Genomic DNA, 25,566 nt, shown 5'->3' on the forward strand with positions numbered 1-25,566 from the left:
AGTCCGCCAGATGCTGTTTGGATAATACCGTTTCCGTGATACCTTTTCGGTATGACAAACACCCCCATTCATTCTCTCGATATTCGCCTGCTACGCTACTTTGCCGTGGTGGCGGAAGAGAACAACATGAGCCGGGCCGCTCAACGACTCTTTATGTCGCAACCGCCGCTCAGCCGTCATATTCGCCAGCTTGAGGAGCGTCTGGGGGTAACGCTGTTTGTCCGTCATACCCGAGGGCTAACGTTGACGGAGGAAGGGGCACGCGTGCTGGAGATCGTTCGTCCGCTGCTGGCGTTGCAGGAGAAAACCTATGCTGCGCTCGATAAACTTGCGCTGGCAAATGGCCCATTACTGCGTATTGGGCTAACCACGGCGTTTGAGCAGGGGGTTTTTACGGCGTTAGAAACCCGGCTACGTGCGCGGGTTGATACGCTACGTATCGCGCGGCACAGTTCTCTTGAACTGGTACGTCAGGTGCAACGAGGAAAACTGGATGCGGCGCTGGTGGCACTGCCGCTTGAGATCGGTGGATTATCTGTTGTACCGCTTGGTTGGCAAGAACCGCTGATTGCCGCTTTGCCCGCTATCTGGCCAGAGGCAGAATCTGCTTCGATCTCTTTATCCTCTTTAAGTTCTCGCCCTTTATTCTGGTTCAAGCGAGAGCGTAACCCGGCTTTTTTTGATTACACTCGTCAACGTTTCCAGCATGCCGGTTATGTGCCATCCTGCATCGAAGAGCCTCTCGAACATGATGTTCTGCTCGCCAGAATCGCAAATGGAGATGGCTTAAGCCTGCTTCCGGCATCTTTCGCCGCCATTCAGCGGCAGGGTGTTGTTTTTCGTCCATTATCAGACAATAGTCTGCGAGTCAGCGCAGGCGTCGTGGTGTTGCCTGAAAAGCAGCCGAAACTTGAGTGGTTGATAACTCTTTTAAAGAATCAGTTCACAGCACCGGAGTAAGATGAATTTTTTTCATCTTGCCTGAATATTCCTCACCGTTTGCGCGGATCTTTCTATTGACCTTCCCCCATTTTTCCTTCATCTTTACATCTAGACGTCTAAACGTATAGCAGTTCACAACACAACAAATAATGACACGCGATTGATGAGGTAAGGTATGAGCTTTTTTCACGCCAACCAGCGGGAAGCCCTGAATCAGAGTCTGGCAGAAGTCCAGGGGCATATTAACGTTTCGTTCGAATTTTTCCCGCCGCGCACCAGTGAAATGGAGCAAACCTTGTGGAACTCTATCGATCGTCTGAGCAGCCTCAAGCCAAAATTCGTTTCCGTCACCTATGGCGCAAACTCCGGCGAGCGTGACCGCACGCACAGCATCATTAAAGGCATCAAAGATCGTACCGGCCTTGAGGCCGCGCCGCACCTGACCTGCATTGATGCCAGCCGTGATGAACTGCGCGCCATCGCCCAGGACTACTGGAACAACGGCATTCGCCATATCGTCGCCCTGCGCGGTGACCTGCCGCCAGGCAGCGGCAAGCCGGATATGTATGCGGCGGACCTGGTTGGCTTGCTGAAAGAAGTGGGCGATTTTGATATCTCCGTTGCCGCTTATCCGGAAGTGCATCCGGAGGCGAAAAGCGCGCAGGCGGATCTGCTCAACCTGAAACGTAAAGTCGATGCCGGGGCCAATCGTGCGATCACCCAATTCTTCTTCGACGTGGAAAGCTACCTGCGTTTTCGTGACCGCTGCGTTTCTGCGGGTATCGATGTTGAAATTATTCCGGGCATCCTGCCGGTCTCTAACTTTAAACAGGCGAAGAAATTTGCCGACATGACCAATGTGCGTATCCCGCACTGGATGTCTACAATGTTTGAAGGGCTGGACGATGACGCGGAGACGCGCAAGCTGGTGGGCGCATCCATCGCCATGGACATGGTAAAGATTTTAAGTCGGGAAGGGGTAAAAGATTTTCATTTTTATACACTTAACCGCGCTGAGATGAGCTACGCCATTTGCCATACGCTGGGTGTCAGACCTACCTTATAGTCGAAAAAGCCCTCGCATGAGGGCTTTTTTACATCTACTTTGATCTACATCCCTGCAACCAAAAATATAAAAGTTTCCAACTATCGAATCTGTGGATTATTTCAATTATAACTTATCTCTGATGCTGTATATCGTAACGGTAACATTGTAGAGGGAGCATATTGATGAGTACGTCAGACGATATCGAGAACAAAACGTCCGCAGGTAAGTGCCCTTTCCATCAGGGCGGTCACGATCAGAGCGCTGGTGCAGGGACGACCAGTAAAGACTGGTGGCCAAAACAACTTCGCGTGGACCTTCTGAATCAACATTCCAACCGTTCTAACCCGCTTGGGGAAGACTTCGATTACCGCAAAGAATTCAGCAAACTGGATTATTCTGCGCTGAAAGGTGACCTGCGCGCGCTGCTGAGTGAATCGCAGCCGTGGTGGCCTGCCGACTGGGGTAGCTATGCCGGTTTGTTTATCCGCATGGCGTGGCATGGCGCAGGTACCTATCGTTCTATTGACGGACGTGGCGGTGCGGGCCGTGGTCAGCAACGTTTTGCGCCGCTGAACTCCTGGCCAGATAACGTAAGCCTCGATAAAGCGCGTCGCCTGTTGTGGCCAATCAAGCAGAAATATGGCCAGAAAATTTCCTGGGCTGACCTGTTCATCCTTGCGGGCAACGTGGCGCTGGAAAACTCCGGCTTCCGTACTTTCGGTTTTGGTGCCGGTCGTGAAGACGTCTGGGAACCGGACCTCGACGTAAACTGGGGTGACGAAAAAGCCTGGCTGGCTCACCGTGACCCGGAAGAGCTGGCGAAACGTCCGTTAGCGGCCACTGAAATGGGCTTGATCTACGTGAACCCGGAAGGCCCGAACGCCAGCGGTGAACCGCTTTCTGCGGCGGCGGCAATTCGTGCGACCTTTGGCAACATGGGGATGGACGACGAAGAGACCGTGGCGCTGATTGCCGGTGGTCACACTCTTGGTAAAACCCACGGCGCTGGCCCGGCAACCCACGTTGGCCCGGACCCGGAAGCCGCACCGATTGAAAACCAGGGCCTCGGCTGGAAGAGCGATTTCGGCACTGGCGTTGGTAAAGATGCGATTACCTCAGGTCTTGAAGTGGTGTGGACGCAGACACCAACCCAGTGGAGCAACTACTTCTTCGAGAACCTGTTCAAATACGAGTGGGTTCAGACGCGCAGCCCGGCTGGCGCAATTCAGTTCGAAGCCGTTGATGCGCCTGAAATTATACCTGACCCGTTCGACCCGTCGAAAAAACGTAAGCCGACCATGCTGGTCACCGACCTGACGCTGCGTTTTGATCCGGACTTCGAAAAAATCTGCCGTCGTTTCCTGAACGATCCGCAGGCGTTTAACGAAGCATTCGCCCGTGCATGGTACAAACTGACCCACCGTGATATGGGGCCGAAAGCGCGCTATATCGGGCCGGAAGTACCGAAAGAAGACCTGATCTGGCAGGACCCGCTGCCGCAGCCGACTTACCATCCGACGGAAGAAGACATTCTGAGCCTGAAAGCAGAAATCGCTGCTTCTGGTCTCTCGGTGAGTGAACTGGTTTCCGTTGCGTGGGCCTCCGCGTCTACCTTCCGTGGTGGTGATAAACGCGGTGGTGCCAACGGTGCTCGTCTGGCGCTGAATCCGCAGCGTGGCTGGGCGGTGAACGCGACTGCAGCTCGCGTGCTGCCTGCACTGGAGAAAATCCAGCGTGCATCCGGCAAGGCGTCACTGGCGGATATCATCGTCCTGGCAGGCGTTGTGGGTGTTGAGAAAGCAGCGAGCGCTGCGGGCGTCAGCATTCATGTTCCGTTCACGCCGGGCCGTGTAGATGCGCGTCAGGATCAGACCGACATCGAGATGTTCGAGCTGCTCAAACCGATCGCCGATGGTTTCCGTAACTATCGCGGCGAACCGGGCGCGGCAACCACTGAATCTCTGCTGATCGACAAAGCTCAGCAGCTGACCCTGACCGCGCCGGAACTGACGGTGCTGGTGGGCGGTATGCGCGTTCTGGGCGCGAACTTCGACGGCAGCAAGCATGGCGTCTTTACTGACCGTCGGGCGTGCTCAGCAATGATTTCTTCGCAAATCTGCTGGATATGCGCACCGAATGGAAAGCCACCGACGACACCAGCGAGCTGTTCGAGGGCCGCGACCGTCTGAACGGCGAAGTGAAATACACCGCCACCCGCGCGGATCTGGTATTTGGCTCTCACGCGGTACTGCGCGCGCTGGCCGAAGTGTACGCCAGCAGCGATGCTCACGTGAAGTTTGTTAAAGACTTCGTGGCAGCATGGGTGAAAGTGATGGAACTGGACCGTTTCGACCTGCAATAATCTCAGCACTTAATCCGTCAGCGATTGCTTTGCAGCAGTCGCTGACGTTTTTTTTGAGGCGTATAGTGCACGTAGAAAACGTCACTCTACGGGATTCATCATGTCTGCCTCAGGAAAGAGCAACCCCCTGGCCATTAGTGGCCTCATCGTACTGACCCTCATCTGGAGTTACAGCTGGATTTTCATGAAGCAGGTCACGGGCTACGTTGGCGCGTTCGACTTCACTGCTTTGCGCTGTATTTTCGGCACCCTCGTTTTATTCCTTGTCTTGCTGGTACGTGGTCGCGGCCTGCGCCCGACGCCGTTTAAATTTACCTTCGCTATCGCCTTACTTCAGACCTGCGGCATGATCGGCCTCGCTCAATGGGCGCTGGTGAGCGGCGGCGCGGGGAAGGTCGCCATCCTCACCTATACCATGCCGTTCTGGGTGGTGATCCTCGCTGCGCTGTTGCTGGGCGAGCGTTTGCGACGCCTGCAATATGCCGCCATCGGCATTGCCGCGATAGGCCTGGTGCTGGTGATGCAGCCGTGGCAGCTTGATTTTGGTGCCATGAAAAGCGCGTTGCTGGCGATTCTTTCCGGCGTAAGCTGGGGAGCGAGCGCTATCGTCGCCAAGCGGATGTATACCCGTCATCCGGGGATTGATCTGCTGTCGTTGACCGCCTGGCAAATGTTGTATGCCGCGCTGGTGATGAGCCTTGTGGCCTGGCTGGTGCCGCAACCCGAAATCGACTGGCAGCCTATCGTTTTCTGGGCGCTGGCCTATAGCGCAATACTGGCGACCGCGCTCGCCTGGAGCCTGTGGCTGTTTGTGCTGAAAAACTTGCCTGCCAGTATCGCCAGCCTGAGCACCCTGGCTGTTCCCGTTTGCGGCGTACTGTTTTCCTGGTGGCTGCTTGGCGAGAATCCAGGCCCGGTCGAAGGTGCGGGGATAGTGCTAATTATCCTGGCGCTGGCGGTGGTGAGCAGGAAGAAGCGTGATGTGACTGTCATCAAAAAAGAATGATGGGGGAGGCGGAAAATGGAGTTAGATCTCGATTTACTTGAAGCTGTCGTGATAAAAGCCCTACGTGAAGTAAAGCAAAATGGCGCGATAATGCTGGATGCCGATTATTACTGGGATATTCCGGCTGAGTCCGTACACAACGTATATGAACCGCCTGCTAACTTTACCATCGGGCAGTTGTCGGAAGATTATTTGATGATTGCCAATGCACTTGAAGGTGGTTTCACGGTCAGGCAAGACTTAAAAAAAGTGGCCACTTTGCTGCGGTACATTGCTGAAAGATAATTTTATTATCGATTTGAAATGGAGATTCATTCATGGTGACTATTCGTTGTGAAAATATTATTATATTAATGCATATTATGTGTGGGCTGCTATGAAATTCTTTAGAACTATTATCGATCTTTCTTTGGGTGTTGCGTTGGGATTGTTAGCCGTATTTATTGCGTATTTGTTTGTTTTATATGGACCCATTCACAATGCTTCCGCATTGGTGGTCGCGTTCATTCTATTTATCGTTCTCGATGTTGTGTTTTATTCATTGCGCGGAAGAATTATGCGTAAATTATTCAAATCACATCCGCATTAAATAGAGAGTATCATTGATGCATGTAATACCGATAATGCCCCACAATCCGCCAGCTAAATAACACATTCTCTTCCTGCGCGCCCGCGCCGATGTTATGCACAACCAGCGGTGTGCCGTCGTATGCGTGGTTCAGAGAAACCACGCCAATATGTGCGAGGCCGTTACTCAATCGCCACGAGACAACGTCGCCCGGCTGATAGTCGCTGTATTTATCGCTAACAGGTAAGGCTTTATCGTGGCGCTGAAACCAGGTTTCCAGATTGGGTACGCGGCGATGGTCGATGTTGCTGTCCGGGCGTTTCAGCTTCCAGTTTTGCGGATAGGCCGCAAAATCCGCCAGCATGTCTTCATGCAATAATTTCTGCAAATTAACCTGTTGAGTACGTAACGCGCGTATCACTACGTCGGCGCAGACGCCGCGTTCTAGCGGGATATCGCCGTTGGGGTATGTCAGCCGAACATAGGCCGCGTCGTAATACAGCGTTTTGCCAACTTGTTGTGCTGCGCCCTGAGCGATAGCGGCATTAGTTTGCGCCTGTACAGTGATGGGTTTGGTATCAAGAGGTGGCGAATGGTGAATAAAAATAGCGGCAAAAAGAGTGATAAACGCCAGCAGGAGTTTCATTCGCATCGTCCGTGAAATGTGTCTGGCGATTTGACCTTCAGAAGAAGAAATGGTGCGTGACAGAAAAGGTTCGTTTCAGGACATGCGCAAAGAATCGCCCGGTGGCGCTGCGCTTACCGGGCCTATAGTCAGATGTTTGTAGGTCGGGTAAGCGTAGCGCCACCCGACGAACAACGGTCAATCAGGCCTTACCAGCCGTTATTCCCACTCATGCAGAAAACGCTGACCGTACTGGTCGGCAACCAGCAGCGCGGCGTAAACGCGGTCCGGGTCGGCGCCGCCAGGCATATTGTGGATAGTTTCGCCTTCCGCGCAGGACGCTTCAGCAACCTTACGCATTTTCGCCGGGATATCCTCTTTGATATCCAGTTGCGCGAGGGTTATCGGCAGTCCGACGGAGTGGCACAGGGCGGCGACGGTTTCAATCTCTTCTACCGGCGCGTTCTCGAAGACCAGTTGCGTCAGCGTACCGAACGCCACTTTCTCGCCGTGATAATAATGATGTGCATCCGGAATGGCCGTCAGACCGTTGTGGATAGCGTGCGCAGCCGCCAGGCCGCCGCTTTCAAAGCCGACGCCGCTCAGGTAGGTGTTGGCTTCAATCACGCGATCCAGCGCCGGGGTAACAACGTGTTGCTCTGCCGCCAGCATCGCTTTCTCGCCTTCTTCAATCAGCACGTTGTAGCATAGTTCAGCCACCGCCAGCGCGGCCTGAGTGCATTTACCGCCTGCCATGGTGGTGGCACCGCTGCGCGAACAGGCGCGGGCTTCAAACCAGGTGGCCAGCGCATCGCCGATACCGGCGGCCAGCAGACGAGCCGGTGCGCCCGCGACGATTTTGGTATCGACAATGACCACGTTCGGGTTGTGCGGCAGCATCAGGTAACGGTCGAATTCACCGTCATCGGTGTAGATGACAGACAGCGCACTGCACGGCGCATCGGTAGATGCGATGGTCGGCGCGATGGCGACCGGAAGCGACATAAAGTGCGCCAGCGCTTTGGCGGTATCGAGCGTTTTGCCGCCGCCGATGCCCAGCACGGCGCCACACTGCGCTTTTTCGGCTACGCCGCGTAAGCGATCGATTTCGTTTTGTGAACATTCGCCGCCAAACGGAGCGATTTCCAGCGCCAGGCCCGCATCACGGAAACTCTTTTCCAGCGCGGCCTGAGCGAAGCCTAAGACAAATTTGTCACCGACAACCAGCCAGCGTTCCGCCATTGGTTTCAGGTAGTCGCCCAGACGGGTGATGACATCGGCGCCCTGGATGTATTTACCAGGTGATTGAATAATGCGATCCATACTCTATTTCCCTCACAGGTTGATATGACCAAATGCGTTATTCCAGTCCTGCTCAAACTTCTCTATTGCCGACTCTACCGCAGGGGTGTTGATCATTTGTTGCGCTACATCTAAAGGAAGGGTAATTGCTTCACATCCAACGAGTAAGCAATCCAGCGCCTGACGAGGTGTTTTAAAGCTCGCTGCCAGTACTGTGCTGTTGGGGGCATGCCGTTCCAGCAACGTTTGCAGTTCCTGCACCATGCCAATGCCGTCGCCACCCTGGGCATCGACGCGGTTAACATAGGGCGCAACATATTTGGCGCCTGCCAGCGCCGCCAGTAACCCTTGCGATGCGCTGTATACGGCGGTGCCGAGTGTTGGAATGCCTTCTTTTTTCAGCAACTTGATAGCCGCGAGACCTTCAGCAGTGACCGGGATTTTCACCACAATGCCGGGAACGGCGTTGCTCAGGCGTTTCGCTTCCGCCACCATACCCGCCGCATCACGGCTCATGGTCTGGGCGAACAGAATGCCTTCCGGGCCGACGGCTTTTTGCAGGCGTGGCAGCACATCCCAGATGGATTGTTTGCTGGCGGCGACAATGCTGGGATTGGTGGTCACACCCGCCAGCGGGAAAATGCGCGCCAGACGTTCAACTTCCACGACATTTGCGGTATCCAGATACAGTTCCATGATTCGTCCTCTTACAGTTCCAGTTCGTGTTGCAGCAGGCTGGCGATGGCGTCGGCAGATGCCGCGTTCACCAGCGCGTTACGGAATTCTTCATGCATAATGCGGCGCGCCAGGCGGGAGAAAATCCGCATGTGCTGGTCGCCCGCGGCGTGTTTGTTGAGCGTCAGCATAATGATGAACTGTGCGTCTTCATCGCCCCAACGTACCGGTGCGTTCAGGCGCGCGACGCTAATGGTCGATTGCTCAATATGTTCTGATTTGCTGTGCGGAATGGCGAAGCTGAAGCCCAGCCCGGTCGAAAACACCGCTTCGCGCGCCCAGAGGTCGGCTTCCAGCTTGCGCGGGTAACGGCAGCGCCCGGCCAGCAGCAGGTTATCGGTCATGCCTTTGATCACTTCTTCTTTGCTCTGCCAGTCGTTATCCAGCGAGATACAGGAGGTGGCGATCAGCGGCGCGTCCTGCTGGCTCATGCGGAACTGCGCCAGCAGATGCTCCACTTCCAGCGAGGTGCGGCAGGCCATCGCCTGATTCAGCAACTGGCGGCAGGCACGGCTGTCGAGCTGTGCGAGGCGCGATTTGGTCGCCGGAATCGACGGTGCGCTCATGCTCAGTTCGTCCAGCCCCAGGCCAACCAGCAGCGGCAGCACGGAACCTTTTGCGCCCAGTTCGCCGCACAGGCCAATCCATTTCCCCTGGCGATGCACCGCCTGTACCGCGTAATCGAGTGCGCGCAGGAACGCCGGGTTCAGGCTGTTGTAATGACGGGTAACTTTGGCGTTATCGCGGTCTACCGCCAGCAGATACTGGGTTAAATCGTTGCTGCCGATGCTGAAGAAGTCGATCTCTTCGCAGCACTGATCGATGATGAACATCACCGAGGGCACTTCCAGCATAATGCCCAGCGGAATACGCTCATCGAACGGAATATGTTCATTACGCAGTTGTTGTTTGGCTTCCGCCAGCTTCTCTTTGACCCATAAGATCTCTTCCATCGAGGAGATCATCGGGATCATGATTTTCAGCTTGCCGTGCGCCGAGGCGCGCAGGATCGAACGCAACTGGGTGGTGAACAGCGCCGCATACTCTTCATAAATACGCACCGCGCGATAGCCGAGGAACGGGTTGTTTTCTGCCGGAATATTGAGGTAATCCACCGGCTTATCGCCGCCAATATCCATTGTGCGCACGATAATGCTGCGGCCATTGGCGGAACTCAGCGCCTGGCAGAAAATGTTATACAGCTCGTCCTCGCCCGGTGCGCAGGCGCGGTCCATATAGAGCATTTCGGTGCGGAACAGACCGACGCCTTCCGCGCCGTTGCCGAAGGCGGCCTGCGCTTCTACCGAATGGGCGATGTTAGCGGCCACTTCAATGCGTAAACCATCGGCGGTTCGCGCTTCCTGGTTCAGCCAGACGCTCTGCTGCTGGCGCAGTTGTTCCTGTAGCCACGCTTCCTGCTGGTAATAGCGCGTCACGGCGGCATCTGGCGCAACGACTACCGCACCCGCGTTGCCGTCGAGATAAATGTGCTGCCCCTGCCAGGCGTTGAGGGCGTCAATATCCACGCCGACCAGCGTTGGGATATTAAAAGAACGCGCCAGAATCACCGTGTGTGAGGTGGTGCCGCCGCTTTGCAGCAGCAAACCTTTGAGCAGGGTTTTGTCCAGTTCGAGAAACTGGCTTGGGGTGAGTTCTTCCGCCATGCAAATGGTCGGCTGCGTCAGTTTTCCGGGGGCCGGGAAACGTTGTTCACCATAAATTTGCTGTAACAGTTGATAGCCGACGTCACGCACGTCCAGCGCACGTTCCTGTAAATAGCTGCTGCTGGAGCGGGCGAACTCATCGCAGAAATGGTTGGCGCTGCGAACAATCGCTTCGGCACAGCTCAGGCCATCGTTCACTCCAGCCAGCAGATGCTGGCGCAGGGAGGTGTCGGTGGCGAGCGAACGATGGGCTTCCAGAATCGCGCTGGCAGTGGTGTCGCTGTCCAGCAGATGCAGTTCCAGCATTTTTGTCAGCCGTGCCAGGCCGCTGTCCAGCGCCTGTTGCTCCTCTTCCACGCTGCGTGAGGCAGGCAAATCGCCCAGACGATTTAAATCGAGCGAGGCAAGACGCGTTAAAACGCCACCTGCGCTACCGCTACAGACGGGCTGCGCGCGAAACAGCGTTGGATTGAGATGGGTGAGCGATTCCGGCAGCGGCGCTTGTTCAACCGTGGCTGCCTGCGCCAGCGGCGCGTCGCACAGAGGAAATTCTTCGCTTATCCAGCGGGAGAGATGCTGCCAGGCGGCCTGTTCATCCTCGCCGGTAATCAGCAACTGGCAGGCATCGTTCACCAGGGTATCGGTGCCGATCAGCGCCAGCGCGCTTTTGGCGTTACCTTTACGGTCGGTGCGCAGGTTGTGCCATTCAATGGTGCTGGTAAATTTATTGCACTGCGTTTCGACGTGGCTGGCGGGGCGTGCATGGACGCCATTAGGTAATTCACAGACAAACTCTACAACCTGAGCCATCACTTCATCTCCCAAATCATTCGATATAGGGAACAGGATGGAGGGTTGAGCGCGGCCCCGCTATCTGACAAATCTGTCAAAAACTGGATAAATGTAATATCCGGCGTAAAGTGAGAGATCCTTCACAAGTTCCCATCTGGTGGGCTATAGAGATGGCACCAGAACTTTTGAGACCGATCGCATTTTTCTGATGCGATCACAAATATCCAGTAAATGCCCCTTTTATCCACTGTCTGTCACTTCGTCAATTGCCTATCGTTTCCACAACCTCGTTATGGATATGGGCGCGTAACGCCCGGGAGCAACTGATGAAAGAGTTGGTGCAGATTCTAAAAAACACCCGTCAGCATTTAATGACCGGTGTGTCGCACATGATCCCGTTTGTGGTGGCGGGTGGGATCCTGCTGGCGGTTTCCGTCATGTTATACGGCAAGGGCGCGGTGCCGGATGCCGCCACCGATCCAAACCTCAAAAAGCTGTTTGATATTGGCGTGGCCGGCCTGACGTTAATGGTGCCGTTTCTGGCGGCGTACATCGGTTACTCCATCGCCGAACGTTCAGCGCTGGCACCGTGTGCGATTGGCGCGTGGGTGGGCAACAGCTTTGGCGCAGGCTTCTTCGGCGCGTTAATCGCCGGGATTATCGGCGGGATTGTGGTCTATTACCTGAAAAAGATCCCGGTGCATAAAGTGCTGCGCTCGGTGATGCCGATCTTCGTGATCCCGATTATCGGTACGCTGATCACCGCAGGCATCATGATGTGGGGGCTGGGTGAACCGGTCGGCGCATTGACGGCCAGTTTGACCCAATGGTTGCAAGGTATGCAGCAGGGCAGCATCGTCGTACTGGCGGTCATTATGGCGCTGATGCTGGCGTTTGATATGGGTGGCCCGGTGAACAAAGTGGCCTACGCGTTCATGCTGATCTGCGTATCGCAGGGCGTGTATACGGTAGTGGCGATTGCCGCCGTCGGGATATGCGTACCACCGCTGGGGCTGGGCCTCGCGACGCTGATTAATCGTAAAAACTTCAGTAGCGAAGAGCGCGAAGCGGGCAAAGCGGCGCTGGTGATGGGCTGCGTGGGCGTGACGGAAGGGGCGATTCCTTTTGCGGCCGCTGACCCGCTGCGCGTGATCCCGTCCATTATGATCGGCTCCGTTTGTGGTGCAGTGACGGCAGCGCTGATGGGCGCACAGTGCTACGCCGGGTGGGGCGGGCTGATTGTTCTGCCGGTGGTGGAAGGCAAGCTCGGCTACATCGTGGCGATTGCCGTTGGCGCGGTCGTGACGGCGGTGTGCGTGAATCTCCTGAAAAGTCTGGCACGTAAAAATGCGAAACCGGTCGCGGAAAAAGAAGACGACCTGGATCTGGATTTCGAAATTAACTGATTGAAGAGGTAACTATTATGACCATGATTATCGCGGTAACCGCTTGTCCGTCTGGCGTCGCACATACTTATATGGCGGCGGAAGCGCTGGAAAGCGCGGCAAAAGCCAAGGGCTGGGACGTGAAGGTTGAAACGCAGGGTTCCATTGGCCTCGAAAATGAACTGACGGCAAGCGATGTTGCGGCGGCGGATATCGTGATTCTGACCAAAGATATCGGTATCAAGTTTGAAGAGCGTTTTGCCGGGAAAACTATCGTGCGGGTTAATATCAGCGATGCCGTAAAACGCGCCGACGCGATTATGGGCAAAATTGAAGCGCATCTCGCACAAACGGCGTAAGCGCGAATACCGGGCTGGCGGGGAGACCCGCCAGCATGCATGAAACCCGAAGCAGGAGAAGACGATGACGGTATCCCCCGGTAGACGATTAGTCGCAGTCACCGCCTGCGTGAGCGGTGTGGCGCATACCTATATGGCCGCTGAACGCCTGGAAAAACTGTGCCAGCAGGAAAAATGGAGCATCAAGATCGAAACCCAGGGCGCGCTGGGGATTGAAAATGCGCTTACCGCAGAGGATATTCAGCGCGCTGATGCGGTGCTGTTGATCACCGATATCGAGCTGAGCGGGGCAGAACGTTTTACTCAATGTCGCTATGTGCAGTCCGGTATTTATGCGTTTCTGCGCGAGCCGCAGAAAGCGATGAGCGCAGTGCGTAAGCTTATCTCCGCGCCGCAGCACACGCACATTATTCTGACGTAGTTTTCTTTTCCGTGAGCTGACTGTGGTACTGGCGACGGTATTCTGACGGCGAGCGTTCGGTATTTTTGCGAAACAAGCGGCAGAAGTAGTTACTGTCGACAAAGCCGCAGGCGTGCGCAATCTCTTTTACCTTCAGGTCGTAACCCTTCAGCAGCATTCTGGCGTGTTCCAGCCGCGTATGATTCAGATATTCGTTAAACCCCACCGCACCGGTTTTCTGAAACAGGTGTGAAAGATAGTTGGGCGAGATATAAAACGCCTGAGCCACCGATTCACGAGTGAGCGGCGAGGCGTAATGTTCGTCGATATAGTCACGAATGGCGTCGAAAAGTGCCTGACTGCGCGAAGCAGTTTGGATTTGGCTGCCCAGCAGGTCGCAGCAGTGGCTCAACAGGCTGGCGACAATCAACCGCGCGGTGTGTTGTTCCTGCGGCTGCATCTGCATTTCATGCAGCGTTTGCAGCAGAAACGAACCGATACGTGGCCCACGCCGGGCAACGTGCTGGCGATTGAGACTGTGCGAATGGCTGCCGTCCCAGTGCACCAGGCTAAAGCCGAGCTGCTGCTTACCGAACAGAATGCTGAGGGTGGTTACCGGCGTTTGCCATTGCGGGAAGTTCCAGCCGCCTGCGGGTACAAACAGGACATCATGATGCTGCATGCGCGTGGCCGCTCCTGCATCGCTAAACTCGCCCTCCAGCACAATTTCCAGACGTGGGAAATCGACCTGATACGCCAGTTCAGGCGCCGGGCTGGTGGTGCTGGCAAAGTGAATTTTTTGCAGTTCAGACGGCGTATTGATTAGCCGGGTGAGCAGTTGCGTGATGTCGTGATGCATAGCGATCCCTTCTCTGTTGCATTGCTCGCAACATTAACGGGATGCGAAAAAAAAGGCCACTCCTGAATGAAGTGGCCTCAAAGATTGCAGACAACGTGCGCTTTGTTTTGCCGGATACGGCGTAAACGCCTTATCCGGCCTACATTCAATAAATTGCAGAAAACCTGTAGGCCTGATAAGCGGAGCACATCAGGCAATTCTTACTGATTACCCTGGAGTTCTCCGTAAGGCAGTGAATCGTAATCTTTTAAGCCGTTTTTCTTGTACGGGTTGCCAATCCAGCGCGTCATAGGCGTGAACTGCGGGCTGGTGATGGAACGCGTCGCGTCATAACCGTCATAACTCAGCCCTGCTAAGTCGGACCAGGTATGGATCAGCTCCGAGCTGCTGTACTTGCGGTTAACGTCCTGCGAGAAATCACGCGGATGCGCAGCCTGCCATTTTTCAGACGTCCACAGCATAAACGGTACGGTATACATGTGACGCGTCGGTGCCAGTTCGTTGCGCCCCTGAATGTTATGCGGCGGCGTGTCGTAAACCTCTTCACCATGATCGGAGAAGTAGAGCAGGAATCCGTTCGGGTCCGTTGCTTTGTACTCGTTGATCAGGCTGGCGACAACGTGGTCGTTGTACAGGTTCGCGTTATCGTAGGCGTTGTATTCGTCCTGCTGTTCCTGCGATAAACCGGCAGGCAGATTGTCGGTTTTGCCGTCAAACTTGCCCCATTTCTCCGGGTAGCGATACTCATACTTGATATGCGTACCCAGCAGGTGAACGATGATCAATTTCTTCGGCGCCGGGTCAGCCATCACTTCTTTAAAAGGGTCCAGCACGTTGGTGTCGTATTCGCGCGCGCTCTGCGTACGCTGCTGGTTCATATAGAACTGTTTGTCCGTTTGCTTCGAGAACACCGTCAGCATGGTGTTACGTTCGGTCATCGTCTGCTGGTTAGTTATCCAGAACGTTTTGTACCCGGCCTGTTTCATCATGTTCATCAATGACGGTTTGGTCAGATAGAGGTCCGGATTTTTCTCGTTCGCAAAGGTCAGCGCCTGTTGCAGGATTTCGATGGTATAAGGGCGAGACGTCACGACGTCGTTGAAGACGGTCAGGTTCTTATCGCTCTTATGCAGGGCATCCAGTTCCGGCGTGGTTTCACGCGGGTAGCCATACAGGCTCATACGGCCACGTTGGGTCGATTCCCCAATCACCAGCACCAGCGTGCGCGGCGCATCGCCGGAGCTGTCTTTTAAATTCGCCAGTGGCGGTAATGCGTTGTTCGCGCTTAACAGCTTGTTCAGGCTGGTTAATTGCTGGCGATATTGATAGTAGCCGGTAATAAACTGCCACGGTGCGGCGGGCTCCATACGGGAGGCCATACCGTTCAGCGTTTTTTCCAGCGGTTTATCACCGACAACGCTTCCAGCCACGATAGGATTAAGAATTAACCCATACAGTAGCGCAAAAGAAACCAGCCAGCGGCTGAGGTGTGGGATATAGACAGGCTTCAGTCTCGACCACAGGAAAATCGCCACCGCGGTATACGCCACCGCCGTCAGCACAATCTTCAGGCTGAAATACTGGCTCATGTATTCGCTGGCTTCATTAGCGTTCGATTCGAACATAATGAACAGCACGCTTTGCGAGAATTCTTGCCCATAGATAACGAAGTAGCACAGCGTCGCCAGCGAGGCGGCCCACAGCACTATCCCAATAACGGCAGCAATAATGCGCGTTTTACTCGGGAACAGAAAAATGGGGATCAGCCACAGCGAGCTGAATAAGAGAGAGTCACGAAATCCGTTCGTACCGCTATAGCCCGTTAAAAGAATAATGGCCTGTAGCAGGGTTGAGAAAAACCAAAAGTAGAGCAGCGCCCAACCAAGGGCCTTCCAGCTAAACTTAGTTTCAGCCGGGGTAGTAGTGGAGAGCATAAATTAAGCCTGTCAGAATTCGTGGCGCCAACCGTAACAATATTTTATTAAGTGAACCTTAAGGTGCACTCCAGCCGTTATTGTTGCAGCAGTAAAAAATCACGTCGAGCACATTGATAGACAGAGCAAATATGAAAAGGTTTTGCGGCGAAATCAAAAAAATAAATGCGCTTAACTCGGTGTGAGCCAGCGCACTTATTTCATTGAGACTTAACTTAAATTGATTAGCCGGTGTTACGCATACCTGCCGCAACGCCTGCGATGGTGACCATTAGCGCCTGTTCAACGTTAGGATCCGGCTCTTTGCCTTCTTCTTCCGCCAGACGAGAACGGTGCAGCAGTTCGGCCTGGAGTACGTTCAGCGGGTCGGTATAGATGTTACGCAGCTGGATTGACTCGGCAATCCACGGCAGGTCGGCCATAAGATGTGCGTCATTGGCGATTGCCAGTACCACTTTGATATCGGCTTCCAGCAAGGTGCGAAGTTCTTCACCCAGACCCCACAGCTCTTTTTTCACCAGGCGCTGATCGTAATATTCCGCCAGCCACAGGTCCGCTTTGGCGAATACCATTTCCAGCATCCCCAGACGCGTGGAGAAGAACGGCCAGTCGCGGCACATGGCTTCGAGCTGGCTCTGTTTGCCATCTTCCACCACTTTTTGCAGCGCTGCACCCGCGCCCAGCCAGGCGGGAAGCATCAGGCGGTTCTGCGTCCAGGCGAAGATCCACGGAATGGCGCGCAGGGATTCCACACCGCCGGTCGGGCGACGTTTTGCCGGGCGCGAACCGAGCGGCAGTTTGCCCAGCTCCTGTTCCGGCGTCGCGGAGCGGAAGTAAGGCACGAAATCTTTGTTTTCACGCACGTAGCCGCGATACATCTCGCAGGAGATATCGGACAGCTCGTCCATAATGCCGCGCCACTCTTCTTTCGGCTCCGGCGGCGGTAACAGGTTCGCTTCCAGAATCGCACTGGTATACAGCGACAGGCTGCTGACGGTGACTTCCGGCAGGCCGTATTTGAAGCGAATCATCTCGCCCTGTTCGGTCACGCGCAGGCCGCCTTTCAGGCTTCCCGGCGGTTGAGAAAGCAGTGCCGCATGGGCTGGCGCGCCGCCACGGCCAATGGAGCCGCCACGACCGTGGAACAGAGTCAGTTCGATACCGGCTTTTTCGCAGGTTTTGATCAGCGCGTCCTGTGCCTGGTACTGCGCCCAGGAGGCGGCCATCACGCCCGCATCTTTCGCGGAGTCGGAATAGCCAATCATCACCATCTGTTTGCCCTGAATAAAGCCGCGATACCAGTCGATATTCAGCAACTGCGTCATGACATCGTTCGAGTTGTTCAGGTCATCAAGCGTTTCAAAGAGCGGCGCAACCGGCAGAGCAAAAGTAATGCCCGCTTCTTTCAGCAGAAGATGCACGGCCAGTACGTCGGACGGCGTTTTCGCCATCGAGATGACATAGGCGGCGACCGAGCCAACCGGCGCATCGACAATCGCTTTACAGGTATTAAGGACTTCGCGCGTTTCGTTGCTCGGCTCCCAGCTACGCGGCAGCAGCGGGCGCTTGGAATTCAGTTCACGAATCAGGAACGCCTGTTTGTCGGCTTCGGACCAGCTTTCGTAGTCGCCGATGCCCAGGTAGCGGGTCAGCTCGCCGAGCGCTTCAGTGTGGCGAGTGCTCTCCTGACGGACGTCAATACGTACCAGCGGCACGCCGAAACACTTCACGCGGCGCAGGGTGTCGAGCAGTTCGCCGTTGGCGATAATGCCCATTCCGCAGGCTTGCAGGGATTTATAGCAGGCGTAAAGCGGGTCCCACAGCTGTTCGTTCTGGCTGATTAAGCCTGCCGGTTTTGGCAGACGCTGGCCTTTCAGGCGTGCTTCCAGCCAGGACTGGGTCGCCATTAACTGGCTGCGAATGTTTTTCAGCAGATAGCGGTACGGCTCCTGCGAACCTTCTTCGCCCACCAGGGCACGCAGCTCGTCGGTGCACTCGACCATCGACAGTTCGGAGATCAGCAGCTGAATATCTTTCAGGAACAGATCGGTCGCTTTCCAGCGGCTCAGCAGCAGGACGTGACGCGTGATTTCGGCGGTGACGTTCGGGTTGCCGTCACGGTCGCCGCCCATCCAGGAAGTAAAGCGAACGGGGACGAAATCGACCGGCAGGCGGTAGTTCAGGTTCTCTTCAAGCTGTTCGTTAAGCTCGCGGAGATAATTTGGCACGCCTTCCCACAGGCTGTTTTCCACCACGGCGAAGCCCCATTTGGCTTCATCCACCGGGCTTGGGCGGTGCTTACGAATTTCGTCCGTATGCCACGACTGAGCAATCAGCTGGCGCAGGCGGCGCATCAGCTGGTGACGTTCATAATCGGCGATATCTTTGTTATCCAGCTGCTTCAGGCAGCCGTTGATTTCGCCCATTTTATGGATAAGCGTGCGGCGCGTGATTTCGGTCGGGTGCGCGGTCAGGACCAGCTCCAGCGACAGTGATTCGACGGCTTTTTTAATGGTGGCTTCGGTGAGATTGGGTTGGTCTTTGAGTTTACGCAGCGTACGTGCAATCACTTCCGGGTTGCTCGCGCCTTCGCCTTTTGGCGAGATGCTGTGATACTGCTCGGCGGTATTCGCCAGGTTCAGAAACTGGCTGAAGGCACGCGCCACTGGCAGCAGTTCATCATTGGAGAGGTTTTGCAGCGTTGTCAGCAGTTCCTGACGGTTGGCTTCATTGCCAGCGCGGGAGGATTTCGACAACTTACGGATAGTTTCTACACGGTCAAGAATGTTCTCACCAAGCGCATCCTTGATGGTATCGCCTAGCACTTTACCGAGCATACTGACATTACTACGCAACGCGGAATATTGTTCGTTCATGTTAACCCAGACACCCCATCTCATTTTATTTTGTTATACCCCAGGCTTCGGAACGCAAAGCCAGGATAAGCAACCTCCTTTATAAAGCCACGTAAAAACCCCCACGTCAATTGCTGCGAAATCGCTTCAGCAATCGAGTAAATAGCGGCAATTTACGAAATTTAATTCGCATCGTGTCAGATAAGTAATGCTTATGGAAATGTGCGCGCGGATGCCCTCACCCCGGCCCTCTCCCACAGGGAGAGGGAGAAAATCGGGTCCCCTCTCCCTTGAGGGAGAGGGTTAGGGTGAGGGGGGCATATCAATGCCAGCAGAAGTGATGCACAACCTGGGTAATCAATTCACGCGTCGGCTTGATAAACCGCGTTTCCAGATATTCATCCGGTTGGTGGGCCTGGTTGATAGAGCCCGGTCCGAGTACCAGCGTTGGGCACAGGGTCTGGATAAACGGCGCTTCGGTACAGTAGTTCACGACTTCGGTTTGTGCACCGAGCAGTTTTTCCACCACCTGAACCAACTGGTGGTCCGGCGGGCATTCGTAGCCCGGGATCGGCGGGTGCAGTTCGGAGACAGTCAACCGGCCAGGCCACTGGGCGCTTACCGGTTCCAGTGCTTCATCCAGCAACCCGTTGAGATCGTTCAGCGTCATACCCGGCAGCGGGCGAATATCCATATGCAGTTCGCAGCAGGCACAGATGCGGTTTGACGCATCGCCACCGTGAATGGCGCCGAGGTTGAGGGTTGGGTAAGGCACGGTAAACGCCTCGTAGTGATAGCGCTCTTTCAGTGAGTCACGCAACTGCATCACGCGGCCAATCGCGTCGTGCATAATTTCAATCGCGTTGACGCCGCGCGCCGGGTCGCTGGAGTGGCCCGATTGCCCCATCACGCGAATGGCGCTGGAGATATGGCCTTTGTGCGCACGTACAGGCTGCAATGACGTTGGCTCACCGATGATGGCGCAGTCCGGACGCAGGGCGGTGGTTTCGGCAAAGTAGCGCGCGCCTGCCATGCTGGTCTCTTCATCGGCGGTCGCCAGAATATAGAGCGGCTTTTTCAGCGTTGTCACGTCCACATCGCGCAGGGCATCGAGAATAAAGGCGAAGAAGCCTTTCATGTCGGCGGTGCCCAGACCGTAGAGCTTGTTTTCATGCTCGGTCAGGGTGAAGGGATCGCGCGTCCAGCGGCCATCGTCAAACGGTACGGTATCGGTGTGACCGGCAAGCAACAGGCCGCCTGCGCCGTTTCCGGTGCTGGCCAGCATATTGAATTTATTGCGCGTGCCGGGAACCGGCTGGATTTCGACGTTAAAGCCTAACGAGGCAAACCAATCGCCCAGCAGAGTGATTAAAGACGCATTACTTTGATCAAGCGCTTCTTCGGTCGCGCTGATGGAAGGTGTGGCGATCAATGCACGGTAAATCTCGATAAATGGCGGTAAATTGTTTTTCATTGTTGACACACCTCAGGTCGTGATAGTATCAATATTCATGCAGTATTTGTGAATAAAAATACAATATCGTTGAGCGTAAGAAAACCCTTAAACCGTAGGGTAAAAGGCAAAAGACGCTCAACAGGGTGAGGAAGATAAGCATTCTTCCCAGGCATATGACGTAAGAAGGTGAACCGCCCCGATGTTGAATACGCTGATTGTAGGTGCCAGTGGCTATGCTGGCGCAGAGCTTGTGACCTATGTAAATCGCCATCCGCATATGAACATAACCGCTTTGACGGTCTCAGCGCAAAGCAATGATGCAGGAAAGTTAATCTCTGACCTGCATCCGCAGCTGAAGGGCATTGTGGATTTGCCGTTGCAGCCGATGTCGGATATCAGTGAATTCAGCGCCGGTGTGGATGTGGTTTTCCTCGCCACCGCGCACGAAGTCAGCCACGATCTGGCCCCGCAGTTTCTGGCCGCCGGTTGCGTGGTGTTTGACCTCTCCGGGGCGTTTCGCGTGAACAACGCGCCTTTCTACGAAAAATATTACGGCTTCACCCATCAGCATCCTGAATTACTTGAGCAGGCGGTGTATGGCCTCGCCGAGTGGTGCGGCGACGCGCTGAAAGAGACCAACCTGATCGCCGTGCCGGGTTGCTACCCGACGGCGGCACAGCTCTCGCTTAAACCGCTGATTGATGCCGATCTGCTGGATCTCACCCAGTGGCCGGTGATCGACGCCACCAGTGGCGTGAGCGGCGCCGGGCGTAAAGCGGCGCTCTCTAACAGCTTCTGCGAAGTGAGCCTGCAACCGTATGGCGTTTTTAACCATCGCCATCACCCGGAAATTTCAACCCACCTGGGGGCGCAGGTGATTTTTACCCCGCACCTGGGTAACTTTAAACGTGGCATCCTCGAAACCATCACCTGCCGCCTGAAACCGGGCGTGAATGCAGACCAGGTGGCGGCGACCTTCCAGCAGGCATATGCCCACAAACCGCTGGTGCGTCTCTATGACAAAGGCGTTCCGGCGCTGAAAAACGTGGTCGGTTTACCGTTCTGCGATATCGGTTTTGCCGTGCAGGACCAGCACCTGATTGTGGTGGCCGCGGAAGATAACCTGTTAAAAGGCGCCGCGGCGCAAGCCATCCAGTGCGCCAATATCCGTTTCGGTTTCGCCGAGACGCAGTCTCTTCTTTAAGGTGTGATGACGATGAATCCATTAATTATCAAATTAGGCGGCGTGTTGCTGGATAGCGAAGAGGCGCTGGAGCGTCTGTTTACCGCACTGGTGAATTATCGTGAGTCACATCAGCGCCCGTTAGTGATTGTGCACGGCGGCGGCTGCGTGGTGGATGAACTGATGAAACAGCTCAATCTGCCGGTGAAAAAGAAGAACGGCCTGCGCGTGACGCCTGCCGATCAGATTGACATTATCACCGGCGCACTGGCGGGTACGGCCAACAAAACGCTGCTGGCGTGGGCGAAGAAACATGATATCGCCTCTGTTGGCCTGTTCCTGGGCGACGGCGATAGCGTCAAGGTGACGAAACTCGATGAAGAACTGGGCCATGTCGGCCTGGCGATGCCGGGTTCGCCAAAACTCATTAACCTGCTGCTGGACGGCGGCTTCCTGCCGGTTGTCAGTTCAATTGGCGTGACGGCCGAAGGCGAACTGATGAACGTCAATGCGGATCAGGCGGCGACGGCGCTGGCGGCGACGCTGGGCGCGGATCTTATTCTGCTTTCTGATGTGAGCGGCATTCTCGACGGGAAAGGCCAGCGTATCGCAGAGATGACGGCGGAAAAAGCAGAGCAACTGATCGAGCAGGGCATTATTACCGATGGCATGATTGTGAAAGTGAATGCGGCGCTGGATGCCGCTCGCACGCTGGGTCGCCCGGTGGATATCGCATCATGGCGTCATGCGGAGCAACTCCCGGCGCTGTTTAATGGCACGCCGATTGGCACGCGGATTCTGGCGTAACACTCTTTTGCCCGATGGCGGCTACGCCTTATCGGGCCTACATGGTTGGCCCGATAAGCGAAGCGCTATCCGGCATTGAAATTCAAAATAAGGAACAGATTTATGGCACTTTGGGGCGGGCGTTTTACTCAGGCAGCGGATCAACGGTTCAAACAGTTCAACGACTCTTTGCGCTTCGACTATCGCCTGGCGGAACAGGATATTACTGGCTCTGTTGCCTGGTCTAAAGCGTTGGTCACGGTCGGTGTGCTGACGGCTGAAGAGCAATTGCAGCTGGAAGAGGCGCTGAACGTGCTGCTGGAAGAGGTTCGTGCAAACCCGCAGCAAATTCTGCAAAGCGATGCCGAAGACATTCATAGCTGGGTGGAAGGCAAGCTTATCGATAAAGTCGGCCAGTTGGGCAAAAAACTGCATACCGGGCGCAGCCGTAACGACCAGGTGGCGACTGACCTGAAACTGTGGTGCAAAGATACCGTCGCGGAACTGCTGTCGGCTAACCGTCAGTTGCAGAGCGCGCTGGTGGAAACCGCGCAGCAGAATCAGGATGCAGTAATGCCGGGTTACACCCACCTGCAACGTGCGCAGCCGGTGACTTTTGCTCACTGGTGTCTGGCCTATGTTGAGATGCTGGCGCGTGATGAAAGCCGCCTGCAGGATGCGGTAAAACGCCTCGACGTTAGCCCGCTGGGTAGCGGTGCGCTGGCCGGTACGGCATACGAAATTGACCGTGAACAACTGGCTGGCTGGCTGGGTTTTGCCTCTGCGACCCGCAACAGCCTGGACAGCGTTTCTGACCGCGACCACGTGCTGGAACTGCTGTCCAATGCCTCTATCGGCATGGTGCACTTGTCGCGCTTTGCTGAAGATTTGATCTTCTTTAACTCCGGGGAAGCGAATTTCGTCGAACTGTCTGACCGCGTGACCTCAGGTTCTTCCCTGATGCCGCAGAAGAAAAACCCGGATGCGCTGGAGCTGATTCGCGGTAAATGTGGCCGCGTGCAGGGCGCGCTGACCGGCATGATGATGACGCTGAAAGGTCTGCCGCTGGCGTATAACAAAGATATGCAGGAAGACAAAGAGGGCCTGTTCGACGCACTCGACACCTGGCTGGATTGTCTGCATATGGCGGCGCTGGTGCTGGACGGTATTCAGGTGAAACGCCCGCGTTGCCAGGAAGCGGCGCAGCAGGGTTACGCCAACGCGACAGAACTGGCGGATTATCTGGTCGCCAAAGGCGTGCCGTTCCGTGAAGCGCACCACATCGTGGGCGAAACAGTGGTTGAAGCCATTAAACAGGGCAAACCGCTGGAAGCGCTGGCGCTGGCCGATCTGCAAAAATTCAGCAGCGTGATCGGCGATGACGTGTATCCGATTCTGTCGCTGCAGTCTTGTCTGGATAAACGTGCGGCGAAAGGCGGTGTGTCACCGAAGCAGGTGGCGCAGGCGATTAGCGATGCGAAACAGCGTTTGATTTAACGCCGTGTGGGTAGAGCCAGCAGATTGCTGGCTCTGAGCCGTTGTGTGCGAGTATATGTATCTCTCTGCGCTAGGCGGGTGTATCAAGTGGTTGGTAATTGAAATAAGCAAAGTCAGAGAAACAAGATTGGTGGCTGATATCTTCACAGTGCAACCCGACGAAGGCTCCAGTGAAGAACCCTTTCCCGATATTGTAATCATCTGAAAGTTTCCAGGATTCCAGCGACAGTGGAATGTCGATCCACTCCATGTTATCGAGAGTATAGCTATAAATGTAATTCAGACCATCAACTCTGACGCGTAAACCTATTTCTTCCACCTGTTCGGGGACTTCAATTCCAGGCTCCCATAGAAGGTATTTTGCCTCGCCTTTATCTACTTGTATAATTTTGATCACGCGCTGACCTGAATAATTCATCGTAATGCAGCAGTAAGACCAGCATTGCGTACTGTAATAGCAAGTCAATCCAGCCGATTGCTGATAATGCAGTGGTCGGAAGGTGATGCGGGTCTCGGCAACAAAGTGAAAATCTTTCCAGCGCATCGCGACGGTCGATTGAAGAAAAGTGGAAACAAGTGAATCGTTGCCATACAAGCGCAGAAAGCCTGGTCTTGCCGTTAAGCTTCCCATTTCTTCACTAAACGGAACACGCAATGTCTGGAGTTCTTCCGGGAGTTTTGGTGCGTAAAAGTCATAGTGAATAGGCTGTGCCATAGGTGTGGGATAATCGGATACGCCTTCCGGCGGTGGTAATGTAAGGGAGGGGTGTTTATCCGCCACCCATGGCCATCCATCATGCCATTCAACACGAGCAATTGCCGTTTCGCGGCCAAGTGGACAGTAGCCTCGGACTTCACTGGTGAGTAACGCCATTTCGGGACGTTTTAGTGGGCGGGCAGTAAGGTACGCGATATACCATTCGTTGTCGCCATAACATACCAGCGATGCATGTCCGGCTTTTTGCAAAGGAAAGCGCGGAATATCCCAGGCAGATAAAATATAGCGTTCAGGGTGAAGTTCGTAGGGGCCATCGATATTTTTTGCTCGTGCAACAGTCACAGCATGCGCATATCGCGTCCCACCCTCTGCAGTAAAGAGGTAGTAATAACCGTCCTTGTAATAAATATGCGGCGCTTCGGTGTATTTTAGGTCTGTTCCTTCGAAAATAGTTTTCCAGTTTGACGCAAGCTGCTGACGATCGTGAAAATACTCCTGCAATACAATGGTGTTGTACGGGTTGCTATGGTGCTGCGGTCCCCATAGCCGATATGTCAGGTATTTTTTGCCATCTTGAGCATGATAGAGTGAAGGGTCGATGCCTCCTGCACCTAACAGGATTGGTTCGCTCCATGGCCCCTCAATACTTTCTGCCGTAATTAAATAATTGTAACCCGTTTTCCATGGTGCGTTAACCACTTTGATATTTGTGAATACGATCCAGAAACGTCCATCATGCCAGGTAATATCTGGGGCCCAGATACCGCCAGAATCTGGATTGCCGAACATTTGCAAAGAGGTTGCATCGTTGAGGGCATAACCACAAAATTCCCAGCTCATTAGATCTCGTGAGTGATAAATCCGAATCCCAGGAAACCACTCAAAGGTTGACGTTATGATATAGTAATCATCATCCCGCCGGCATATGCAGGGGTCTGGATGAAAACCTTTTAGTATAGGGTTGGTAATCGGCATTTGATGTTCCTTATTGTTATATATGTCTCATTTTCAAACCAGCCTCTACGCTGGCGATATGTATTTACTCGGATCAATTAATTTATTAAGTTCAACGGAATTCACTTGCTTGTCA

At 54.7% G+C, this 25,566-nt stretch carries 19 protein-coding genes and 1 pseudogene; 11 read left to right on the plus strand and 9 right to left on the minus strand.

What is annotated here, in order from left to right:
* Nucleotides 1-51 precede the first annotated feature (51 nt).
* The 5 genes and pseudogenes from AC1MKH_RS00335 to AC1MKH_RS00355 all read left to right on the plus strand — a co-directional run bounded on the left by AC1MKH_RS00335 (nucleotide 52) and on the right by AC1MKH_RS00355 (nucleotide 5,643).
* Complete coding sequence (locus AC1MKH_RS00335; protein ID WP_276223531.1) at nucleotides 52-960, plus strand: LysR family transcriptional regulator; 909 nt, start codon at nucleotides 52-54, stop codon at nucleotides 958-960.
* Nucleotides 961-1,117: 157 nt separating this feature from the next.
* Nucleotides 1,118-2,008: a methylenetetrahydrofolate reductase gene (metF, locus tag AC1MKH_RS00340; RefSeq protein ID WP_149464213.1), complete on the plus strand. Its 891-nt coding sequence runs from the start codon at nucleotides 1,118-1,120 to the stop codon at nucleotides 2,006-2,008.
* A 164-nt stretch (nucleotides 2,009-2,172) separates the two neighbouring features.
* Nucleotides 2,173-4,352 (plus strand): annotated as a pseudogene (gene katG / locus AC1MKH_RS00345) (catalase/peroxidase HPI).
* Nucleotides 4,353-4,452: 100 nt separating this feature from the next.
* The gene (locus tag AC1MKH_RS00350) at nucleotides 4,453-5,358 is read left to right on the plus strand and encodes a DMT family transporter (protein WP_276223525.1); all 906 of its coding nucleotides are present in this window, start codon (nucleotides 4,453-4,455) and stop codon (nucleotides 5,356-5,358) included.
* A gap of 15 nt (nucleotides 5,359-5,373) precedes the next feature.
* The gene (locus tag AC1MKH_RS00355) at nucleotides 5,374-5,643 is read left to right on the plus strand and encodes a hypothetical protein (RefSeq protein WP_276223523.1); all 270 of its coding nucleotides are present in this window, start codon (nucleotides 5,374-5,376) and stop codon (nucleotides 5,641-5,643) included.
* 314 nt (nucleotides 5,644-5,957) lie between these two features.
* Here AC1MKH_RS00355 and AC1MKH_RS00360 read toward each other — a convergent pair whose 3' ends face one another.
* The 4 genes from AC1MKH_RS00360 to ptsP form a co-directional block, all read right to left on the minus strand.
* Nucleotides 5,958-6,572, minus strand: a complete 615-nt coding sequence (locus tag AC1MKH_RS00360; protein WP_276223521.1) for a DUF1287 domain-containing protein — start codon at nucleotides 6,570-6,572, stop codon at nucleotides 5,958-5,960.
* A 198-nt stretch (nucleotides 6,573-6,770) separates the two neighbouring features.
* Nucleotides 6,771-7,874 (minus strand): bifunctional L-1,2-propanediol dehydrogenase/glycerol dehydrogenase, encoded by a 1,104-nt coding sequence (gldA, locus tag AC1MKH_RS00365; RefSeq protein WP_276223518.1) that lies wholly within the window; start codon nucleotides 7,872-7,874, stop codon nucleotides 6,771-6,773.
* 12 nt (nucleotides 7,875-7,886) lie between these two features.
* Nucleotides 7,887-8,549, minus strand: coding sequence for a fructose-6-phosphate aldolase (gene fsa / locus AC1MKH_RS00370; RefSeq protein WP_276223516.1), 663 nt, complete (start codon nucleotides 8,547-8,549; stop codon nucleotides 7,887-7,889).
* 11 nt (nucleotides 8,550-8,560) lie between these two features.
* The gene (ptsP, locus tag AC1MKH_RS00375; protein ID WP_276223514.1) at nucleotides 8,561-11,062 is read right to left on the minus strand and encodes a phosphoenolpyruvate--protein phosphotransferase; all 2,502 of its coding nucleotides are present in this window, start codon (nucleotides 11,060-11,062) and stop codon (nucleotides 8,561-8,563) included.
* Nucleotides 11,063-11,370: 308 nt separating this feature from the next.
* On the opposite strand from ptsP, the gene AC1MKH_RS00380 reads away from it, so the two are divergent.
* The 3 genes from AC1MKH_RS00380 (at nucleotide 11,371) to AC1MKH_RS00390 (ending at nucleotide 13,209) form a co-directional block, all read left to right on the plus strand.
* Nucleotides 11,371-12,450, plus strand: coding sequence for a PTS fructose transporter subunit EIIC (locus tag AC1MKH_RS00380; RefSeq protein WP_276223512.1), 1,080 nt, complete (start codon nucleotides 11,371-11,373; stop codon nucleotides 12,448-12,450).
* Nucleotides 12,451-12,467: 17 nt separating this feature from the next.
* The gene (locus AC1MKH_RS00385) at nucleotides 12,468-12,788 is read left to right on the plus strand and encodes a PTS fructose-like transporter subunit IIB (protein ID WP_276223510.1); all 321 of its coding nucleotides are present in this window, start codon (nucleotides 12,468-12,470) and stop codon (nucleotides 12,786-12,788) included.
* Nucleotides 12,789-12,852: 64 nt separating this feature from the next.
* A complete protein-coding gene (locus AC1MKH_RS00390; RefSeq protein ID WP_015966486.1) occupies nucleotides 12,853-13,209 on the plus strand; it encodes a PTS fructose-like transporter subunit IIB in 357 nt (118 codons plus the stop codon).
* On the opposite strand, the gene AC1MKH_RS00395 is transcribed toward AC1MKH_RS00390, so the two are convergent.
* The 4 genes from AC1MKH_RS00395 to argE all read right to left on the minus strand — a co-directional run bounded on the left by AC1MKH_RS00395 (nucleotide 13,196) and on the right by argE (nucleotide 20,310).
* A complete protein-coding gene (locus AC1MKH_RS00395) occupies nucleotides 13,196-14,047 on the minus strand; it encodes a helix-turn-helix transcriptional regulator (RefSeq protein WP_276223507.1) in 852 nt (283 codons plus the stop codon). The two genes, AC1MKH_RS00390 and AC1MKH_RS00395, sit on opposite strands and share 14 nt — an antisense overlap.
* A gap of 200 nt (nucleotides 14,048-14,247) precedes the next feature.
* Nucleotides 14,248-15,981, minus strand: coding sequence for a phosphoethanolamine transferase CptA (locus AC1MKH_RS00400; protein WP_276223505.1), 1,734 nt, complete (start codon nucleotides 15,979-15,981; stop codon nucleotides 14,248-14,250).
* 224 nt (nucleotides 15,982-16,205) lie between these two features.
* On the minus strand, nucleotides 16,206-18,857 hold the full coding sequence (gene ppc / locus AC1MKH_RS00405) for a phosphoenolpyruvate carboxylase (protein ID WP_276223503.1): 2,652 nt from the start codon (nucleotides 18,855-18,857) through the stop codon (nucleotides 16,206-16,208).
* Nucleotides 18,858-19,158: 301 nt separating this feature from the next.
* Nucleotides 19,159-20,310 (minus strand): acetylornithine deacetylase, encoded by a 1,152-nt coding sequence (argE, locus tag AC1MKH_RS00410; protein ID WP_276223500.1) that lies wholly within the window; start codon nucleotides 20,308-20,310, stop codon nucleotides 19,159-19,161.
* 181 nt (nucleotides 20,311-20,491) lie between these two features.
* Here argE and argC point away from each other — a divergent pair, with 181 nt between their 5' ends.
* From argC to argH, 3 genes are all read left to right on the plus strand, one after another.
* Nucleotides 20,492-21,496 (plus strand): N-acetyl-gamma-glutamyl-phosphate reductase, encoded by a 1,005-nt coding sequence (argC, locus tag AC1MKH_RS00415; protein ID WP_149464200.1) that lies wholly within the window; start codon nucleotides 20,492-20,494, stop codon nucleotides 21,494-21,496.
* A 12-nt stretch (nucleotides 21,497-21,508) separates the two neighbouring features.
* Entirely contained in the window at nucleotides 21,509-22,282 is a 774-nt protein-coding gene (gene argB, locus AC1MKH_RS00420) for an acetylglutamate kinase (protein ID WP_015966480.1), read from the plus strand.
* Nucleotides 22,283-22,384: 102 nt separating this feature from the next.
* Nucleotides 22,385-23,758, plus strand: a complete 1,374-nt coding sequence (gene argH / locus AC1MKH_RS00425; RefSeq protein WP_276223495.1) for an argininosuccinate lyase — start codon at nucleotides 22,385-22,387, stop codon at nucleotides 23,756-23,758.
* A gap of 70 nt (nucleotides 23,759-23,828) precedes the next feature.
* Here argH and AC1MKH_RS00430 read toward each other — a convergent pair whose 3' ends face one another.
* Complete coding sequence (locus tag AC1MKH_RS00430) at nucleotides 23,829-25,451, minus strand: glycoside hydrolase family 43 protein (protein WP_276223492.1); 1,623 nt, start codon at nucleotides 25,449-25,451, stop codon at nucleotides 23,829-23,831.
* Nucleotides 25,452-25,566: the final 115 nt, after the last annotated feature.

This window comes from Pseudocitrobacter sp. CD920760 (assembly GCF_057782505.1).

Coding starts and splice junctions, on each gene's coding strand:
- AC1MKH_RS00360 (WP_276223521.1), bottom strand. CDS start 6,572: ATGAAACTCCTGCTGGCGTTTATCACTCTTTTTGCCGCTATTTTTATT.
- argE (WP_276223500.1), bottom strand. CDS start 20,310: ATGAAAAACAATTTACCGCCATTTATCGAGATTTACCGTGCATTGATC.
- AC1MKH_RS00395 (WP_276223507.1), bottom strand. CDS start 14,047: ATGCATCACGACATCACGCAACTGCTCACCCGGCTAATCAATACGCCG.
- argH (WP_276223495.1), top strand. CDS start 22,385: ATGGCACTTTGGGGCGGGCGTTTTACTCAGGCAGCGGATCAACGGTTC.
- AC1MKH_RS00390 (WP_015966486.1), top strand. CDS start 12,853: ATGACGGTATCCCCCGGTAGACGATTAGTCGCAGTCACCGCCTGCGTG.
- AC1MKH_RS00385 (WP_276223510.1), top strand. CDS start 12,468: ATGACCATGATTATCGCGGTAACCGCTTGTCCGTCTGGCGTCGCACAT.
- fsa (WP_276223516.1), bottom strand. CDS start 8,549: ATGGAACTGTATCTGGATACCGCAAATGTCGTGGAAGTTGAACGTCTG.
- AC1MKH_RS00430 (WP_276223492.1), bottom strand. CDS start 25,451: ATGCCGATTACCAACCCTATACTAAAAGGTTTTCATCCAGACCCCTGC.
- AC1MKH_RS00350 (WP_276223525.1), top strand. CDS start 4,453: ATGTCTGCCTCAGGAAAGAGCAACCCCCTGGCCATTAGTGGCCTCATC.
- AC1MKH_RS00400 (WP_276223505.1), bottom strand. CDS start 15,981: ATGCTCTCCACTACTACCCCGGCTGAAACTAAGTTTAGCTGGAAGGCC.
- AC1MKH_RS00380 (WP_276223512.1), top strand. CDS start 11,371: ATGAAAGAGTTGGTGCAGATTCTAAAAAACACCCGTCAGCATTTAATG.
- gldA (WP_276223518.1), bottom strand. CDS start 7,874: ATGGATCGCATTATTCAATCACCTGGTAAATACATCCAGGGCGCCGAT.
- AC1MKH_RS00335 (WP_276223531.1), top strand. CDS start 52: ATGACAAACACCCCCATTCATTCTCTCGATATTCGCCTGCTACGCTAC.
- argC (WP_149464200.1), top strand. CDS start 20,492: ATGTTGAATACGCTGATTGTAGGTGCCAGTGGCTATGCTGGCGCAGAG.
- ppc (WP_276223503.1), bottom strand. CDS start 18,857: ATGAACGAACAATATTCCGCGTTGCGTAGTAATGTCAGTATGCTCGGT.
- ptsP (WP_276223514.1), bottom strand. CDS start 11,062: ATGGCTCAGGTTGTAGAGTTTGTCTGTGAATTACCTAATGGCGTCCAT.
- AC1MKH_RS00355 (WP_276223523.1), top strand. CDS start 5,374: ATGGAGTTAGATCTCGATTTACTTGAAGCTGTCGTGATAAAAGCCCTA.
- argB (WP_015966480.1), top strand. CDS start 21,509: ATGAATCCATTAATTATCAAATTAGGCGGCGTGTTGCTGGATAGCGAA.
- metF (WP_149464213.1), top strand. CDS start 1,118: ATGAGCTTTTTTCACGCCAACCAGCGGGAAGCCCTGAATCAGAGTCTG.